This window comes from Methylophaga sp. OBS4 (assembly GCF_026319305.1).
In the GTDB taxonomy this organism is placed as follows: Bacteria; Pseudomonadota; Gammaproteobacteria; order Nitrosococcales; family Methylophagaceae; genus Methylophaga.
The window spans coordinates 48,797-66,853 of the sequence record NZ_JAPDMV010000007.1 but is presented as its reverse complement, the minus strand read 5'-3'; the positions used below and the strand labels follow the sequence as shown (position 1 = coordinate 66,853).

Below are 18,057 nucleotides of genomic sequence, written 5' to 3'. Positions count from 1 at the left end.
GCTATATGTATATGAAGGTCAAAGGAATTTCATCAAGAACCACATTGGTCAAAATCTAATTGTTCTCACATAAGTTCATGGATATCTCATGTCTCAAAGTTATATAACAATCAAACTTAAACGAGTTTATTCTACTGCAACTGAAGATGATGGCTTACGAATTCTCGCTGACAGACTCTGGCCGCGAGGGGTAAAGAAAACAGAGCTAAATTTCGACAAATGGATACGGGATCTGTGCCCATCTGCCGAGTTAAGAAAGGAATGGCATCAAGCTGATCTGGATTTTGATGAATTCAAAACCAATTATATAAGGGAACTGGAAAACCACCGTTCTGAACTCCAGGAAGTCCTCGAATTAGCAATGAAAAACACGATTACACTGTTGAGCTCGGTCAGGGATCTTGATCACTCCCATCTGGCTATTTTAAAAGAGTATTTATACACATTATTTGAAGAGTCTGACTTTGAACAAAGGAGTAATGAAAGAGCATCTCGAGTTTGTTACCAAAATGACAAGGCTGATAATTAGCTGTTAATGAGTGCTTCTGCTTCTCTACCAATGTTTCTTACAATATCGCCAGCATCGAGAATATCTGTTATCGAGTCAATACATTCACCGGCCCATACTACTGCCATAGTCGGATCCGCAGCATCCTGTGCCGAATAAAATGATGCTTGGTTCTTGGGCAGAAAACGCTTTAGATCATTTTCATTGCCATGCCATCTGGCCACAAATTTATTCGTGATTGCTCTACCAGAGTACTGACTAGGCCAAGGTATTTCCCTTACGACGTCAAAAACATGTGTTCGAATGGTGTCATCGCCGCTACACTCTACGATTCTCTCTTTAAGTCTGTAATGAGCCATGGACTGAAAGGAGGCATAGAATCTTGTACCAATGGATGCGCCTTGAGCCCCCATATTCAGAACTGCGGCCAGACTTTTACCATCAGCAATGCCACCTGCTGCAATCACTGGTATGCCAGGGATGTGATCAACGATTCCTCTTACCAATGATAGCGTACTACGATGGTTTGAACCGTGGCCACCAGCTTCCGAGCCCTGTGCTACGATGAAATCAGCCCCTTTGTCTCTAACTTCAAAAGCGCTGTTCAGATCTTGAACCTGACAGAATAGCGGAATTTTTTTTGTATGAACCTGAGCAGCCCATGGAGTTACATCACCAAATGATAGCATCACCAGATGCGGAGAATAGCTCATGGCCAGATCAAAGACTTCTTGAGTCAGTGTCCATGTAATAAATCCGATGCCCCAGGGCTTTTGTGTTTTTCGTTTTAGCAAGTCCAATTCTCTTCTAAGCCAGTCAATATCACCATAGCCCGCGCCAATTATTCCCAAACCGCCCGCGTTGGATACTGAAGCTGCCAATTCGCCACCAGCAACGCCTCCCATCGGTGCAAGCATGATGGGATGGTTGATGCCGAATTTTTTTGTAAGAGAAGTGATGAGGGCCATATCTTTGCTCCTTAATAGCTAGGCATCAAACCGTTTAAAGCCGGCAGAGCGATGGCGCTCTTGGGCAAATAACTGTTTTTCAGCGGGGGTATCATCATTCACTGGAATTTTGCTCTGTTCTTCAAACGAAGCTTGTTTGTCAATCTGAAACGTCCAGCAAATAATGATGAATAATCCAAACAAAATTGCCAGACTAATCGCAAGGCTCAGCAAGCTTGAGTTTGATAAAAACACCAAACTTGTCACTAGGACTTTAAGTATCATGATTTTTCCTTGAAACTGTTGCTATGCAATCCAGTCTTCAGATGGCGCGTGAATAACCGCTTCTTGAGACTGCTTGGATGATAAAGAGATAGCCTGTCGAATGGTCAGGATCACGTTGAATAACATGACGCAGGCTCCTAAAAAGAAGATAAACCCGCCAACAACACGTATCGCATAATAGGGATGCATTTGTGCTACAGACTCGACAAAGGTGTATGCCAGATTGCCGTAATCGTCATATGCGCGCCACATCAGCCCTTGCATGATGCCGGCGACCCACATGGCAGTGATGTAAATTGCAGTGCCGATGGTGGCAAGCCAGAAATGTGCGTTCACCAGTTTGACCGAATACATTCTGGTATCCCAGAGTTGCTCGACCATGTGATATAGCGCACCAATAGAAACCATGGCCACCCAACCGAGCGCACCTGAATGCACGTGACCTATGGTCCAGTCAGTATAGTGGGATAGCGCGTTAACAGTTTTAGCCGCCATAACCGGCCCTTCAAATGTCGACATCGCGTAGAAGGCGAGCGACACAATCAAAAACCGCAAAATATAGTCAGTTCGTAATTTTTCCCAGGCACCACTCAAAGTGAACATGCCATTAATAGCTCCACCCCATGAGGGAATAATCATGGCAAGTGAGATAGCCGCTCCCAGCGATCCGGTCCAGTCAGGTAAGGCGGTGTATTGCAGGTGATGAGCGCCCAACCAGACATAGCCAAAAATCAATGCCCAGAAATGTATAACGGATAGGCGGTATGAATATACCGGTCTATTAGCTTGTTTTGGGACGAAATAATACATAATGCCCAGAAAGCCGGCCGTGAGATAAAAACCAATCGCATTATGTCCCCACCACCACTGAATCATCGCGTCTTGTACACCAGCAAAGATGGAATATGATTTCCATGGCTCAACAGGAATGGACAGGCTGTTTACTACATGCAGGTAAGTAAACATGATCATCATGGCCAGAAAAAACCAGTTTGCAACATAAATATGTGAAACTTTTCGGATACTTAATGTCATGATGAAGTTGAAACTATAGGACAGCCAGACGGCAGTCAGAAGAATATCGAGCGGCCACTCAAGTTCAGCGTATTCCTTACCTTGGGTAATGCCCAAGGGCAAAGTAATGAATGCGCCTACAACGTAAAGGTTCCAACCCCAGAAAGTAAACCAAGCCAGTCTGTCGCTCCATAATTTTACATAGCAGGTCCGTTGAACGACGTAATAGGCCGTTGCCATCAATACAGAGCCTCCAAAACCGTAAACGACCGTGTTGGTGTGAACCGGCCGAAGCCTGCCAAAACTGATATAAGGATTATCGAAATTCAGTATTGGCCAGGCAAGCTCTGAGGCGATATAGACGCCGACCCCCGTACCTATCACCAGATAAACGCACGCCATAACGGCAAACCATTTGGTGATATCAGTATTGTATTTATTGCTTGTTTGCATGGTATTGCTCACTTTTAATCTTCAGGCGGTTCGTCTGATTCGATGAAGTCAACGCCCTTTACCAATGCCATATCTGATCTGCACGATTATAAATTTGGGGCAGCTCTTTTCGGTTGATGATGTCAATCTGTTCAGACAGCGGCAGTATCTCCAGTCCTCGATCCCATAAATCTTCATAAACAACCATTATCGAAACGCCCGAGTGGAGCAGGTTATGAATATCCCTTGAAATGTCTGCAGGTTGTGTCTGGTTCCAGTCACCGATTTTTAATACTGGTTGTGCCTGTTTTTGGTGTGCGTAATACACAGCATGCCCACTGAGTAAGAGATCAATTTCATTTTCAGGGTTCAACATAGATTGTTTGAGCATGCACTGAATTAGCCACAGAATAGTCTCGTCTTGTTCTTCTACAGTGGTCCTGAATGCCTGATCTAATACTTGTAATACACGCATCTTATTTAGTCCCGATCGTAAGTGTGTTTAATGATTCACTGGCGTACTTCCATAAATCAGCAGGGCTACCTCGCCCACAACCGTCAATGGTGTCGTTGACGCCACGTTCATCAACACATAGTCCGCAATTGATCCACTCAAATGTCAGATCATTCCGTTTAGCCTTGGTTTGTAATGCTGTAATCCAGTTCTTTGTTAGCGGATGATTTTCCTCTTCGGTATTTCGCCCATGAACGGAATTACCGTGCCCGGATTGTTTGGCAAACGATAATGCTGCCGCCCCCTCATAAGCGAAAACACGGATGTGGGCATGTTGATTTAAAGCCGCATCGAGCAGCCGGAAAAAAGTTACTGTTCTCTCACTTTCAAAGGGTGGATCCATAAAAGCAAAGGTGAGTATTTTTTGTTTGTTCATAGATTGCCTCCTTAGTGCCAGATGACCTTGTGTCCAGACAGCATGGCTTTAATAACCACGTCCAGATCCGCTGCCAAAACACCGGGTTTTAATTGATCAATACTGATCTGCCTTTGCTCAAGTGAGAACTTGTCAGCCAGGATGTTGATATTCTGATAGCACAACAGATCAAACGGCTTATATATGCTTCCTCGCCTTGCTGGCATGACACCATTTTGTACTAGCAGAACAGTGATAGTATTTTCTGCTGAGGCCAGATTATGGATCAGTTCATACTGGGATTTGGTCCTGGCGTCGGAGAACGGATCCTGGCTTTGAATGATGAGATAATTGGGCATTTATAACTCCTGAAAAATATGACTTGGACGTGTATTTGATGAACTCACCTTGATCAGCTGTTTTCTGAAAAGAAAGTCACCAAAGTACTCATCCCTGAATTTTTCTGCGGCAAATAGCTCAAATAATGGGGCGAGGGCATCAATGATCTCTGCTTCACCAAGGTTGCTCTGGTATAGCGTTGCCAAGCGGTCTCCACGGTGGCTGCCTCCGAGATAAAGGTTGTACAGCCCGGGAGCTCTGCCTGTCAGCGCCACTTCTGCAAGATAAGGTCGGGCACAGCCATTAGGACATCCGGTTATTCGCAGGTTTACAGGGATGTCTTGTAAACCGTATTGCGCCTTGAGTTGCTCGAATGTTTGAAGAAATAGCGGGGCGTATCTTTCAGCTTCAGCCATGGCCAGACCACAGGTAGGAAGAGCAACACAGCTCAGCGTGTGTGCATGTTGTGAAAGAGGTGCCAACCTGGCTTCAAGTCCAATATCTGAAAGACGATGGGCTACATCCTTAACCTCGTAATCTTCAATATGCGTGAGCTGAAGATTTTGATTAGTTGTCAGCCTGATGCTACCTGAGAATTGCTGGAACAAGGCATGTAGCTGATCTCTTAGATGAAAATTCACACGACCACTCTCTATATAAAGCGTGGCATACCATTTATTGTCAGCTGATTTATGCCAGCCCAATCGATCACCGTTGTGACTGAACATATAAGGGCGTGCTGGAGCCAGTTCCTTGCCAAATCGTTTAACGAGTAATGCCTTAAAGCAATCCAATCCCAGCCTATCAATCGTGTATTTAAAACGAGCCTGATGGCGATCTTTTCTGTCACCATAATCACGTTGAATAGCCATGATGACTTCTGCAAGGAATGGCGCATCCTTATAGTTGATAAAACCTATTTCTGTGGCCAGTCTGGGGTAACTGTCACTTCGTGAGTCCAGTTTCCCCATCCCGCCGCCTACACAGAGGTTAAAGCCTAGCAAGCGGTTGTTTTCCACAATCGCGATAAAGCCAACATCCTGAGCAAAAATATCAACATCATTGATTGGAGGAATGACGTAACCCACCTTAAACTTACGGGGCAGGTACATCGCACCATATATGGGTTCTTCTTGGAGCGGAGTAGTCTTTTTCTCCTCGTACCAGATTTCAGAATAGGCCGACGTTTTCGGAGTCAACCGGTCACTGGTTGCTTTTGCGAGCTCATAAACTTGTTTTTGAACTTCCGAAATGTTTGGATCTGCACCACAGACCACTCCTCGGCTATCGTCACCACAGGCTGCAATCGTATCAATACCAATTTTTCTGAGTCTTTTTAGAAGAGGTCTCAGGTGCCATTTGCTGATGCCATGTAACTGAATAGTCTGACGAGTGGTGATGCGAATACCACTGGAAGCATAAAATCGAGATAGACGGTCGATTTCATTCCACTGCATTGTATTGAGCACTCCGCCGGGAATCCTCAGTCGCACCATGAATTGGTAGTGAGGCTCAAGTTTTCTTGCTTGCCTGGCTTGACGGGTGTCGCGATTATCCTGCTGATAAATACCATGGAACTTGGTCAGCAGCGTGTCGTCATGAGAGAGACTGCCTGAGACTCTGTCTTCGAGCCCATGGCTAATATTGCCTCTTAAGTAATGACTTTTGTGTTTGAGTTGTTCATTCTCATGCAGTTCAGAAACCGGTTGGCTGATGTCATGGTTACGTTCGATAGATTGATGATTCATATAAAATTCTCCTTCCAAACTCAGTACAAGTTGCGGTGTAAGCGGTTCTGAGATGAGAGTTGTGTCCATTTCTGACTGATGCCAGGATCGGAGCCCAAGGCTGCATTTAACGATTTTTCCAGCGTTTCCATTTCGTGCTTGTGGCCGGATAGATATATATGCGCACCCGCTTCGAGCCACCCTTTGAATAAGTCATAACTGTCAGCCATTAAGTCCAGAAGGGTGGCAGAGGGAATATCTGCATGGAAAAGAGTATCCAGCCTGGTTAAAGAACCCGATTGCAGTGCTTGTTGCCAGTCAACCTGGTACAGAAAATCCTCAGTAAATGTCTGCTCACAAAACAGCAGCCAGGTAGGGTGACAGCGTTCAGTCTTATTTTCGATCTCCTGAATAAAAGCTCTAAACGGTGCAATTCCGGTCCCATCGGCAATCATGATTATGGGTACGTTATGATTAGTGGGGAGCTGAAAACGTTTATTGTGTTGAGGAAAAATGCTCAGTAATTCTCCTGGCTCAAGATCCAGTAAAAATTTAGATGCAATGCCATTGCAGCGTTTACCAGCAAAGCAATACTGATAAAGTTCTACTGTCAGGTGAATTTCATTATCAACAGCATCAAGACTGTTAGATACGTCGTATAGTCTGGGTTGCAGCGGTCTTAACAAATCAACGAACAACTGAGGTTCGATGACGAGGGGGTACACGCTAAGTATTTGTGTCAACTGATGAATCTTGAGGAACGCCCTGACTTTTTTCTTATCTTCAATAAGCCCCAAGAGCTCTTGATTTTGCGATAACATCGACCATTCGTTAAAAAACTTTGCACTGACTACGGTTAGATCGCAGTGCTCTCGTAAAGCCTGAACCAACGGCATCGCCGTCTCTTTGATGGTGACAGATTCATCTCCTGAAAAATGACATAACTCTAAAATGGCATGAACCAGATCTGGCGGGTTGTGTGGAAAAATTCCAATGCTATCGCCAGGTCTCAGATTGAAGTGATGATTCGGATTAAGTGCAAGTTCCAGATGATGTATAGCATTAACGCGAGAAGGCCCAGTAAGCGTAATGTTCTCAAGCACCTCAATTTGAAGAGGATTATTTTTAGAGAACGCAGTTGAATCTGCTCTTTTAGTGGTGGCGTGTACTGCACCACCAGACGAACCTGTTTCTGGAATGAACTTCAGACACCTTTTTATCCAGACCTGAGCTTCGTGCTCGAAATCCACATCGCATTCATAGCATTCGAGTAATTGTTGGGCACATAGCTCAGCAAGTTTTTTATCAATTGTTTTTCCTGTCTCGCAGAACAAATCATAGGTACTGTCACCGAGTGCCAGCACGGCAAAAGCGGTATCTTCAAGCGAAGCCTGGTAGTCAAGTAAGGCGTTGTAAAAGAGTTCTACAGACTCCGGTGGATCTCCATCTCCATGTGTACTGCAAACGATAAACAGAAAATCAATGTTTGCCAGGTGTCTAACTTTCAGGTCAGCTAAGTTTTTTACTTCAACAAATTTCCCGTTTTCGCGTGCCTGATCGTTAAACTGTTGTGCGATCCCTTTGCTGTTACCTGTTTCCGTCCCGTATCCAACAACAATTCGCCAAGGTTTATTTTGAGATTTCGCTTCATGCCTTTCAACTTTCGTCAAAGTGGTTAAGTGCTGGCCTAACCCTCGAGTCTGGCTGGAATTAAGATCATCAACCAGGTTGCTGTCCTGGTATTGTTTGTCTGTAAATAGGGCTTGCTCAGCGTTTTGCATAGTAATAAGACTTGTTTATATCTGGCGACAAGCACATTATGAAAGACGCATTTGATTGCGTATAATGAATATTAACTAAATTTAATATCAAAAATTTTAATATGGATATAAGTCTAGCTAGAACATTTTTGGAAATCGTCCGCACAGGCAGCTTTATCGCTGCGGCAGAGAAATTACATGTCACGCAGACAACCGTGACGGCTCGAATACATAATCTTGAAGGGCAAATTGGCTGTAAGTTATTTGTCAGAAATCGCTCTGGTGCAAGTCTGACAGCTGATGGTCAGCGTTTTATTGAACATGCCACCAAAATGCTTCAAACCTGGGAAGCAGCCAAAAGAGATCTGCCGCTGCCATCTGGTACCCGGCAAGTGCTCAATATCGGGGGAGAAATCAGCTTATGGAGTCCGTTGATGCTGCTATGGCTCAACAAGCTGGACATCAGTAATACCGATTTTGCGGTCAGAGCGGAAATAGGGGAGAGACACACGCTGATGGAAAAACTTGAGCACGGTGTTTTGGATATCATCGTAGTACACCAGCCTGAATATTGGCCCGGTGTTCAGGTTGAAGAGCTGCTTGAGGAAAAGCTGATCCTTGTCTCCGCCAAAGATTCACCGGAACCATATATTTATATCGATTGGGGCGAACATTTCAGAAGTCAGCATGATGTTGCTTTACCCGAATTTGCTCGTTCGAAGCTGACTCTCAATCTCGGGCCACTCGCACTGCATTACATTCTTGAAAATGGTGGCAGCGGGTATTTCCGCACTAGAGTTGTAGAGCATCACATCAAAGCAGGCCTGCTTGACCATAAAAAAGAACACCCAGAATTTACGTTCCCAGTTTATGTTTTGTACAGGAAAAACGATAGACAACGATACGAAACATACATCAAGGCGCTTTATGAAGCCTGTGAAGTTGAATCGGCTTGGTTATAGCCAGACATTTTTAGTGGCGGTGTAACTGTCAGACACATCCCTGTTGTAGATATTCTTCAATATCCGGCAGTCATGTCAGCTGATATCAAACAGATTGATTACGGCATCAATTATGTGATTGACAGCCGTATCAGCGCCACTACCTTGATATCAAGTTAGTGGCGCTGATTTAAACTCAGCAGTTTTCGCCACTCCAGCCCACGTAAGTTCGAACGTGATACTTAGCAATCGGCATCACCTTGAATTGTCCGATGGCAACAAGGGCATGTGCAGGAGCCACTTTACTAATCGAGCTCACGGAGCAGGGAAAAGGCTTGTGCCGTCTTTTCCCGGGTGGCGACAAAGCCAATCAACTGGCCTTGTAGATTAAAGCTTTGCGCAACCATCCCCGTGTCATCAATATCCATTGTCCAGCGGGATACATGTTCACCTCCTGTAATCCCGCCCACCTGAATCGGGAATCGAGGCGTTTTTACCTTAACCATCATGTTAGGCAATATCAGCTGAGAGCCTTCCCCGAGCAGCGTTTTGGCCAAGCTATTGGCACTCAATACGATTGGTTGTAGAAAAGCACGAACCTGGCCTTCAAATTCGGCACAATCACCAATTGAAAAGATATCTGGATCAGAGGTTTGCAGCTGTTCATTAACCACAATGCCACGATTAACCTTTAACCCAGCAGCTTTCGCCAGTGCGTTATTCGGAATCAGTCCGGCAGCACAAATAATGGCATCAATCTCTATCTGTTCTCCACTATTGAATGTAACGCGGAGCGCCTCGCCGTGGTGCTCAACTGAATTGACGGTCGTATTTGTATAAATCTTGGCATTGTCTTGTTCGAACTGTTGTTTCAGGTGAATCGCTACATATTCAGGCAACAAATTTTTCATTAGATAATCACTGCACTCAACCACACAAACCTGTTTATTGCTGGATGAAAGATCCATGGCGATTTCAATGCCAACGAGACCGCCACCAATCATCATCACACGTTTTGCCTGCTGTATATTTTCCCGGCAGTGAGCAAACTCTGACAGGCTGTTGAGTGTATAGATACGGTCAACAGCATCGCCATCGATCGGAGGAATAAACGCCCTGGCTCCGGTAGCAATGACCAGCTTGGAATAAGCATAGCCCTGGCCATTGGCGGTGATGGTTTTATCTTCACGATTAATGTCTTCAACAGTGTGATTCGCGTACAAGGTAATATTATGCTTTTCCGCAAAATCAGCCCCGGTGGATAAGAATAAATCTTCAGGGCGCTGCCGCTTAGAAAAAACATGGCTCAGATCAGGCTTGTTGTATTCATGCCCTTCATCAGCCGTAAATACCAAAATACTGCATTCTTGATCACTACGGCGAATTGTCTTGATCAGTTGGTAAGCGGCAAAGCCGCTACCAATAATAATAATGGGATTATTCATCATGCTCTCCTTACTGTTGAGGGATAAACACTTCTTTACCGAGGTTACAACCCGGACAAAGAAAATAGTCCGGCACATCCTCCCAATTTGTCCCGGGCGCAACTCCTTGATCAGGTTCGCCGATAGCCGGGTCATATACCCAGTTACACACGGTACACAGCATGCAAGTACAGTCAGGACCATGTTCTGTGTCGGTTTCAACTGATGCATCAACCACTGGAACAGTCGTCTGATATATTGCTTGTGAAACCGCTGGCTGGCTTGCTTTAGCTTGAGAAACCAAACCATCGTGTACAGCCCACTCTTTTGCAACCATCCGCCCATGCTCACGGCAGGCTTTCATCGCATCGACATCGGGACGCCATTTCACCTTCATGCTAACCGTCGTAGTAAAACCCGCATCGGTCAATCTGGCATGAATCCGATCCACCGCACCGCCATTCCAACCATAGCTGCCAAAAGCACCTGCTTTTTTATCTTTAAATCGTAAGCCCGTGAATTCCTCAAGCATGCCTGCGATTTTGGGCATCATTACGTTGTTCATGGTTGATGAGCCTACCAACATGCCTTTTGAGCGAAATACATGGGTGAGAATGTCATTTTTATCCTGCCGAGAAACATTAAAGACTTTTACGGCAACATTCGGATCAACATCGTGAATACCCTGCGCAATGGCGTCTGCCATCATTCGCGTGTTATTTGACATGGTGTCGTAAAAAATAGTGATACGATCTTCTTTGTAGTTATTTGCCCATTCCAGATACTGATGCACGATCTGAGTTGGATCTGTCCTCCAGACAACGCCATGAGCTGTCGCAATCATCTCGACAGGCAGCCCGAAGCTAAGAACTTCTTGAATTTTGGCTGTAACCAAATTGCTAAATGGCGTCAAAATATTTGCGTAGTAACGCAGGCACTGATCATAGAGTTCATTTTGGTCGACTTCATCATTGAATAAATGCTCATCACAGTAATGCTGACCAAAGGCATCGTTACTAAAGAGTACGGCGTCTTTTGTCACATACGTCATCATGCTATCCGGCCAGTGGAGCATTGGCGCTTCAATAAAGACGAGTTGTTTCCCATTGCCAATATCGAGGCTGTCACCTGTTTTGATGACCTGAAAATTCCATTCCGGGTGATGATGGTGGCCAACAATAGAATCAACTGCGGCTTCAGTACAATAGATCGGGGTATCAGGAATTTTATCCATCAACGCACATAATGCACCGGAGTGATCTTCTTCAGCATGGTTAATGACAATGTAGTCGATAGATGAAAGCTCTATTTCCATCTCTAAATTTTGCAGGAACTGTTTGCTAAAGCGATGATCAACCGTATCAATCAATACGGTTTTCTCCTCACGAATGAGGTAACTGTTGTAGCTTGTTCCTTTAGTCATTTTGTATTCGGTGCCGTGGAAATCTTGCACTTCCCAGTCACGCTGACCTACCCAATCAATATTGTTTTTAACCTTAATGGTCATCATTCCTTACCTTATATTATGTCCAACCAGAAAAAGTGTTACGCTAAGATTGATAGCATTAAGCATGCCGGAAATGTAACATATTGAAAATGCTGGATTAATTGACGTTAACACGCTGCATGATTGTTATTGTGACAAGTTAAAACAATTGTCTTAATAACAATAAATTGTCATTACGACCATAAGGAGCGATGGGGAAGGAGAGTTGGTTTCCACAAAAAGCGTAGCCTTACTTTCGCTACACCTGTGTGCAATATACGGGAGGACGGACGGGATTATTAATTCAAACGTTTGATTAAACGGTGCAGATTGGCCGGATCTATCTGTAGCTGCTTAGCGACTGCCGCCCAGTTTTGGTTATTGTCTTCGTAGGCTTGGTAAAGCAATTTCCGTTGAAATTCATTCATTATTTCTTTCATACTGATGCCTTGATGACTCTCAATTGAAACAACTACCGGCTCAGCTGACTTTTGGACTTTCTGTTCCTTGTCATTGTCTTCAAGCGCAAAGTGCTCTGGCATTAAGGTCGTTATGCCACCGCGACTTTTCGATTTGGCAAGTACCGCAGCTCGATGGATCGCATGTTCTAACTCTCGTACGTTACCCGGCCATGAATAGCTTTTGATTTTATTTAAGGCTTGTTTGCTGATGGTGATACTTGGAATGTTTAGCTTACTTTGGCAACGTTCAACGAAAAAGCCTGCAAGCAATATAATGTCATTCTCTCGCTCGCGAAGTGGGGGAACAAATATCGGAAAAACCCCCAGACGATGATATAAGTCAGCACGAAAACGACCCTGTTTGATTTCAGCGGATAAGTCACGATTAGTGGCTGCAACAATGCGGGTATTGACTTTAATAACCGAATCATCGCCTACGCGCTGAATATCACCATATTGTAAGGCTCGAAGTAATTTTGCTTGCAATGACAGAGACAACTCACCTATCTCATCTAAAAAGAGTGTGCCGCCATCTGCTAATTCAAACTTCCCTTTACGGTGGCTTATCGCCCCGGTAAAGGCTCCTTTGACGTGTCCAAACAGCTCACTTTCAGCAACAGATTCCGGCAACGCAGCGCAGTTCAGGTAAACCAGATTTTCATGGCGACGGTGAGAGTCACTATGGAGCGCATTGGCTACCAGCTCTTTTCCCACGCCGGTTTCGCCCATAATTAAAACCGTCAAATCAGTATTCGCCACCGCTTCGATTTGTTGTTTTAAGTCTTGCATGGGGGATGATTCGCCAATCATGGTCATATTGGCAATTTTTGTTTTGGGTGGCTCGTAGGTTTGCTCTGTCGAAGAGTAGATAGCCATTTTTTCTAACTTTTCCATCAGCAGTGCGGTATTAAGACTGGATGCCGCAAGCGCACTGATGATGCGTAAGTTAGCATTCGTAAAATCGACAAACTGTTGAGGGTCAAAAGCGTCAATTGTCACTGCGCCAATCAAGCGATCATCAAATATCAATGGCAAGCCGATACACGAATGCACATGCAATTTATCTTCATGGTTGGCTATCAAACCATCATAGGGATCGGGTAAATCACTGTCAGAAGGGAAACGAACAATGTCACCAGCTCGCGCGATGGCTTCCAATCTTGGGTGTTCACTAATTTTGAATTGTCGGCCGAGCACATCGTCATACAACCCATTAATGGCCAGTGGGACAAAATACTGATCTTTCAGACACAACAGTGCGGACGCATCACAGTTTAATACGTGACGAATGGTCGAAAGCAAATGGGCAAAGCGATCCTGGTGAGATACGCCGGTTGTCAGATCGAGTGCCAGTTGAATCCATTTACTGTAAGTGCAGTTCATAATAAACAGCCTGTTTCAAAGTCATAAGCATATTGTCATATTTACTATGCAAGTATATGTCATTATGACAATTCCCTGCAGCAAACTATCTTATGCTTTAGCTCGAAGAACGACTGACGGATGGTGTTTAAAAACCGTAGTTTTAGATGTATTAATTAAGACTCGAGTGGCCGTTGCCAGTTGTTACAATGTAGATGCCATCGTAGAACTCAAGTCCGACATGTATACTGCCATTGCCGCAGTCACACATGCTCCAAAATTGAATGATATGGCTTTGTTGGAAGCTTTACAGAGCAACACTTTTATGTCGGCGCGCTGGGTTCCAAGGAGAACCAGGCAAACCGACGTGAGCGTATGAGGATGTTTGATCTGACCGCGACATAAATTTAGCCGTCTTAGAGGTCCTGTAGAACTTCCGAGCGGAAGCAGAATATCAGCAGAAATAGCAGTATCGATATTGGCTGAAATCATACAAACCCAACAGCGAGAAGCCGCTAGGATGGTATAGTGACACCCTCTGCTATGTCTACAAGCTCATATGTGTAAACTTTTGAAATACTAAAATGCAAATCGGAAAATCCATTTATTTAGATTACCAGGCAACGACCCCGTTGGATCCTCGGGTCCGTGAGGCGATGGAAGCGTATAGCGGTGATTTATTTGCCAACCCTCACTCGTTACAACACGTTCTGGGTCAGCAATCTGCTGTTGCAGTTGAATCGGCAAGAACTGATATTGAAGCATTTATCGGTGCATCCGCTGAAGAAATCATTTTCACATCGGGCGCCACTGAGGCGAATAATCAGGCCATAGCGAGTGTGTTGTTTTCGAATAATAGCCGCCGCAATAAGATACTGATTAGCGCCATAGAGCATAAATGCATCAAAAATGCAGCCTATTATTTCGCCGCGAAACTGGGAGCTGTGGTGGAAGAGATTCCCGTCCTGCCTTCAGGTTTAATTGATATTCAGGCTTATGAGTCAATGCTCTCTGAACAGGTGTTACTGGTTTGTGTGATGGCCGTTAATAATGAAATAGGCAGCATCCAGGATATCCCGAGATTAGCTAAATTAGCCCATGATTACGGTGCATTATTTCATTGTGATGCGGCACAAGCGCCGGAGGCCATCGATATCAATGTAAAGCAATGGCAGGTTGATATGCTGAGCCTCTCTGCCCATAAAGTTTATGGGCCAAAAGGTATCGGCGCGTTATATATGAAGAATGCTTTGCAGGCTTCTTTGCCGCCATTTATCCACGGGGGCGGTCAGCAATTTGGCATGCGCTCTGGTACCGTACCCACGGCTTTATGTGTCGGTTTTGCGACTGCGCTTAATATCTCAAAACAACAAGCAGGAGAGACAAGACGCAAACTTGCCTCAATGAAACAACGATTCATTAATAATTTATCGCAATTGGATATTGATTTCAGACTCAATGGAAGCCAGGAGAGCTGTCATCCAGGCAATCTGAACGTCGAATTTGTCGGTCTGGATGCCATCGCCATGCTAGAGTCCATGCAACCTGAAGTGTGTGCCTCAACAGGCTCAGCATGTAACAGCGAAATGGTTCAGCCATCACATGTCTTAAAAGCAATTGGCTTGTCGGATAGCCAGGCGATATCCTCAATACGGTTCAGTCTGGGACGATATTCTGATGAAAACCAAATAGACCACGCGGTTCAAGTGATTAGGAAAACAATCAACTCCTTTCAACTGGAGAGCCTGTAAATAATTCTGTGTAACTGCCACTTTCAAACGAAGTCCGCCAGTCGGTCTTCGAACTCAATCATAAAGCGGTTCAATGCCGCCTTCCAGTTTCTGATGGGCATGGTCCATTTCTTCGAGGCATCAAGGGCAAGGTACACGACCTTGCGTGCTGAATCGTCATGGGGAAACCCACTTTCGTGATCACCTACAAGAGAAGCCCCAGTTCTCGGTGAATGTCGCTGAGTACAGGGGAATATTGCATCTGTGAACTAAGGCGCTTAGTACTACTGCCCCGACTAAATTTTTGACCACTTCTGTGTCATTGTCAGCAGTAAAATTAATGGATGTTGATCCAGATCAATATGTGCCATTTTTCTTGCTGTAACAGCCTGTTGGTGCCTTTAATTAAAGAGTAAAGTTTAATTATCTATCATCACAAAATCCATGAGAGGAGGGTACGGACCCGGCGCTTCGAACCTGCGGTTATGTCACTGCAAAATAGCGCTTGAATATCAGGAAAAAATAGAACCAAGCATTATCAAATGCTCGGCTTATGGCTACGGGTAAAGAAGCTTGAGGCAGTAACATTTTTAATATTTATGCGATATATAAAGATAAGGAGCAGTACCATGAAACTGAAAAGATTATCTATTGCGATGCTGTCATTGGCGATACCTGGTATGGCTGCTTCTGACGAATTAATCAAAATGCAGCAAAACCCGGATAACTGGGTGATGCCTGCAGGTAACTATGCTAATCAACGTTACTCAAAACTGACTCAAATCAACAAAGATAACGTCAAAGATCTGAACATGGCATGGTCTTTCTCGACCGGTGTACTGCGTGGTCACGAGGGTAACTCGCTGGTTATCGACGGCACCATATATGTCCACACGCCATTCCCTAACATTGTCTATGCACTGGATTTAAACAATCAGGGTGCGATCAAGTGGAAATACGAGCCCAAGCAAAACTACGACGAAACTGTGCCGGTTATGTGCTGTGACACCGTTTACCGTGGTCTGTCGTATGCTGATGGCAAAATCTTCCTCAACCAAGCCAATACGACACTTGTTGCCCTGGATATGGAGACAGGTGAGCCGCTCTGGTCTCACAAACGTGATGATCCCAAACGTGGGGCGACCAGCACAGCTGCTGCTCACGTATTTGACGACACCATCATCGTCGGTATTTCCGGTGGTGAATTCGGTGTGCGTGGTTACGTTCAGGCCTATGACTTGGAAGGTAGCGTGAAATACCGCGCTTACAGCACTGGTCCGGATGATGAAATGCTGATCGATCCGGAAAAAACCACTTCCATGCTCAAACCCGTAGGGAAGGACTCTTCTCTTGAATCATGGCAGGGAGAGCAATGGAAAATCGGTGGTGGTACCACCTGGGGTTGGTATTCTTACGATCCGGATCTGAAACTGTTCTATTACGGCAGCGGTAACCCATCCACCTGGAATCCGGTACAACGTCCGGGCGACAACAAGTGGTCAATGACCCTCTTTGCTCGTGATTTGGATAGCGGTATCGCGAAATGGGTTTATCAAATGACGCCCCATGATGAGTGGGACTATGACGGTGTGAACGAAGTGATCCTCGCTGAACAGGAGGTTACAGGTAAAATGCGCAAGACTGCTGTTCACTTCGACCGTAACGGTTTCGGTTACACCATGGACCGTGAAACCGGTGAATTGCTGGTCGCTGAAAAATATGACCCAGCTGTTAACTGGTCAAACGGCGTTAACCTGAAAACCGGTCGTCACAATCGCGTTGCCAAGTATTCGACCGAGCATCAGGGCGAAGATGTCAACACGACAGGCATTTGTCCGGCGGCGCTGGGGTCCAAGGACCAACAGCCTGCGGCTTACTCTCCACGTACCGGCCTGTTCTACGTACCGACCAACCACGTGTGCATGAACTACGAGCCATTCGAAGTTGAGTATGTCGCCGGTCAGCCCTATGTTGGCGCGACCTTGAACATGTTCCCGGCACCGGGCGGCACTCACCTGGGTAACTTCATCGCCTGGGACGCGCGTGAAGGTAAAATCGTCTGGTCTGTCCCTGAACGGTTCTCAGTCTGGTCAGGTGCCCTGGCCACTGCTTCTGACGTGGTGTTCTACGGTACGCTGGAAGGTTACCTCAAAGCGGTTGATGCCCAGAGTGGCCGCGAACTGTGGCGCTTCAAAACGCCGTCAGGGATCATCGGTAACGTCAACACCTACAAGCACGACGGTAAACAATTTGTTTCCATCCTGTCCGGTGTAGGTGGTTGGGCTGGTATCGGTATGGCAATTCCAAGCCTGGAAAACGACACAGATGGTCTGGGTGCGGTCGGTGCCTATCGTGCACTGTCTAGCTGGACTAACTTGGGCGGTGTTCTGAGTGTGTTTAGCCTGTAAGACCCAAGCCATATTATAGCCGCTGATAAAGGCCAGCCATCTTTCGGTGCCTGGCCTTTTTTATAAAAATGTGTGGCCAATTTCCGACCATTGTCTGGCAAAATGACGTTGAAGTGAACAGATATTGAGCTAGATCAAAATCATCCATTTTCCCTATTAAACAGTCTGTTAGGCCTCGAAATGACGGAATAAAATGACATTATCTGCCATAACAGTCCATGGTAGAAAGGCATCAGCCCCGATGTGTATCGAGGGTGTTTTCCAGGGAACGGTTACTAATATGAAAAGTTATTTATTGCGATGTTAATGGCAAGTGCGGTCATTTGGAATTTCCAAGGCTATGCCGCCCCCCGGAAAAGGCGCA

At 45.3% G+C, this 18,057-nt stretch carries 15 protein-coding genes; 4 read left to right on the top strand and 11 right to left on the bottom strand.

From position 1 onward, the window contains the following. Positions 1-88: 88 nt before the first annotated feature. On the top strand, positions 89-529 hold the full coding sequence (locus OMP95_RS03380; protein ID WP_266325943.1) for a DUF488 domain-containing protein: 441 nt from the start codon (positions 89-91) through the stop codon (positions 527-529). Here the strand turns inward: OMP95_RS03380 and OMP95_RS03375 are convergent. The 8 genes from OMP95_RS03375 to OMP95_RS03340 are packed head-to-tail and all read right to left on the bottom strand — an operon-like array spanning position 526 to position 7,902. Next, complete coding sequence (locus OMP95_RS03375; protein ID WP_266325941.1) at positions 526-1,476, bottom strand: NAD(P)H-dependent flavin oxidoreductase; 951 nt, start codon at positions 1,474-1,476, stop codon at positions 526-528. The genes OMP95_RS03380 and OMP95_RS03375 overlap by 4 nt on opposite strands. A gap of 18 nt (positions 1,477-1,494) precedes the next feature. After that, the gene (locus OMP95_RS03370) at positions 1,495-1,740 is read right to left on the bottom strand and encodes a hypothetical protein (RefSeq protein ID WP_266325939.1); all 246 of its coding nucleotides are present in this window, start codon (positions 1,738-1,740) and stop codon (positions 1,495-1,497) included. A 21-nt stretch (positions 1,741-1,761) separates the two neighbouring features. Further along, entirely contained in the window at positions 1,762-3,207 is a 1,446-nt protein-coding gene (gene ccoN / locus OMP95_RS03365) for a cytochrome-c oxidase, cbb3-type subunit I (RefSeq protein WP_266325937.1), read from the bottom strand. A 58-nt stretch (positions 3,208-3,265) separates the two neighbouring features. After that, the gene (locus OMP95_RS03360) at positions 3,266-3,661 is read right to left on the bottom strand and encodes a hypothetical protein (protein ID WP_266325935.1); all 396 of its coding nucleotides are present in this window, start codon (positions 3,659-3,661) and stop codon (positions 3,266-3,268) included. Position 3,662: 1 nt separating this feature from the next. Beyond that, entirely contained in the window at positions 3,663-4,076 is a 414-nt protein-coding gene (locus OMP95_RS03355; protein WP_266325933.1) for a DsrE family protein, read from the bottom strand. Between the two features lie 11 nt (positions 4,077-4,087). After that, entirely contained in the window at positions 4,088-4,414 is a 327-nt protein-coding gene (locus OMP95_RS03350) for a DsrE family protein (protein WP_266325931.1), read from the bottom strand. Continuing rightward, positions 4,415-6,142, bottom strand: a complete 1,728-nt coding sequence (locus tag OMP95_RS03345; RefSeq protein WP_266325929.1) for an NADPH-dependent assimilatory sulfite reductase hemoprotein subunit — start codon at positions 6,140-6,142, stop codon at positions 4,415-4,417. Between the two features lie 20 nt (positions 6,143-6,162). Beyond that, entirely contained in the window at positions 6,163-7,902 is a 1,740-nt protein-coding gene (locus OMP95_RS03340) for a diflavin oxidoreductase (RefSeq protein WP_266325927.1), read from the bottom strand. Between the two features lie 101 nt (positions 7,903-8,003). On the opposite strand from OMP95_RS03340, the gene OMP95_RS03335 reads away from it, so the two are divergent. Next, the gene (locus tag OMP95_RS03335; protein WP_266325925.1) at positions 8,004-8,843 is read left to right on the top strand and encodes a LysR family transcriptional regulator; all 840 of its coding nucleotides are present in this window, start codon (positions 8,004-8,006) and stop codon (positions 8,841-8,843) included. Between the two features lie 284 nt (positions 8,844-9,127). Here OMP95_RS03335 and norW read toward each other — a convergent pair whose 3' ends face one another. The 3 genes from norW to norR form a co-directional block, all read right to left on the bottom strand. Then, complete coding sequence (gene norW / locus OMP95_RS03330) at positions 9,128-10,270, bottom strand: NADH:flavorubredoxin reductase NorW (protein ID WP_266325923.1); 1,143 nt, start codon at positions 10,268-10,270, stop codon at positions 9,128-9,130. Positions 10,271-10,277: 7 nt separating this feature from the next. Continuing rightward, the gene (gene norV / locus OMP95_RS03325; RefSeq protein ID WP_416234628.1) at positions 10,278-11,756 is read right to left on the bottom strand and encodes an anaerobic nitric oxide reductase flavorubredoxin; all 1,479 of its coding nucleotides are present in this window, start codon (positions 11,754-11,756) and stop codon (positions 10,278-10,280) included. A 275-nt stretch (positions 11,757-12,031) separates the two neighbouring features. Next, positions 12,032-13,576 carry a nitric oxide reductase transcriptional regulator NorR gene (gene norR / locus OMP95_RS03320; protein WP_266325921.1) on the bottom strand — a complete coding sequence of 515 codons (1,545 nt, stop codon included), beginning with the start codon at positions 13,574-13,576 and terminating at the stop codon, positions 12,032-12,034. Positions 13,577-14,139: 563 nt separating this feature from the next. On the opposite strand from norR, the gene OMP95_RS03315 reads away from it, so the two are divergent. Both OMP95_RS03315 and OMP95_RS03305 read left to right on the top strand, forming a co-directional pair. Further along, positions 14,140-15,306 carry a cysteine desulfurase family protein gene (locus OMP95_RS03315; protein ID WP_266325919.1) on the top strand — a complete coding sequence of 389 codons (1,167 nt, stop codon included), beginning with the start codon at positions 14,140-14,142 and terminating at the stop codon, positions 15,304-15,306. Positions 15,307-15,914: 608 nt separating this feature from the next. Continuing rightward, a complete protein-coding gene (locus OMP95_RS03305) occupies positions 15,915-17,693 on the top strand; it encodes a methanol/ethanol family PQQ-dependent dehydrogenase (protein ID WP_266325917.1) in 1,779 nt (592 codons plus the stop codon). The last annotated feature ends 364 nt before the right edge of the window (positions 17,694-18,057 follow it).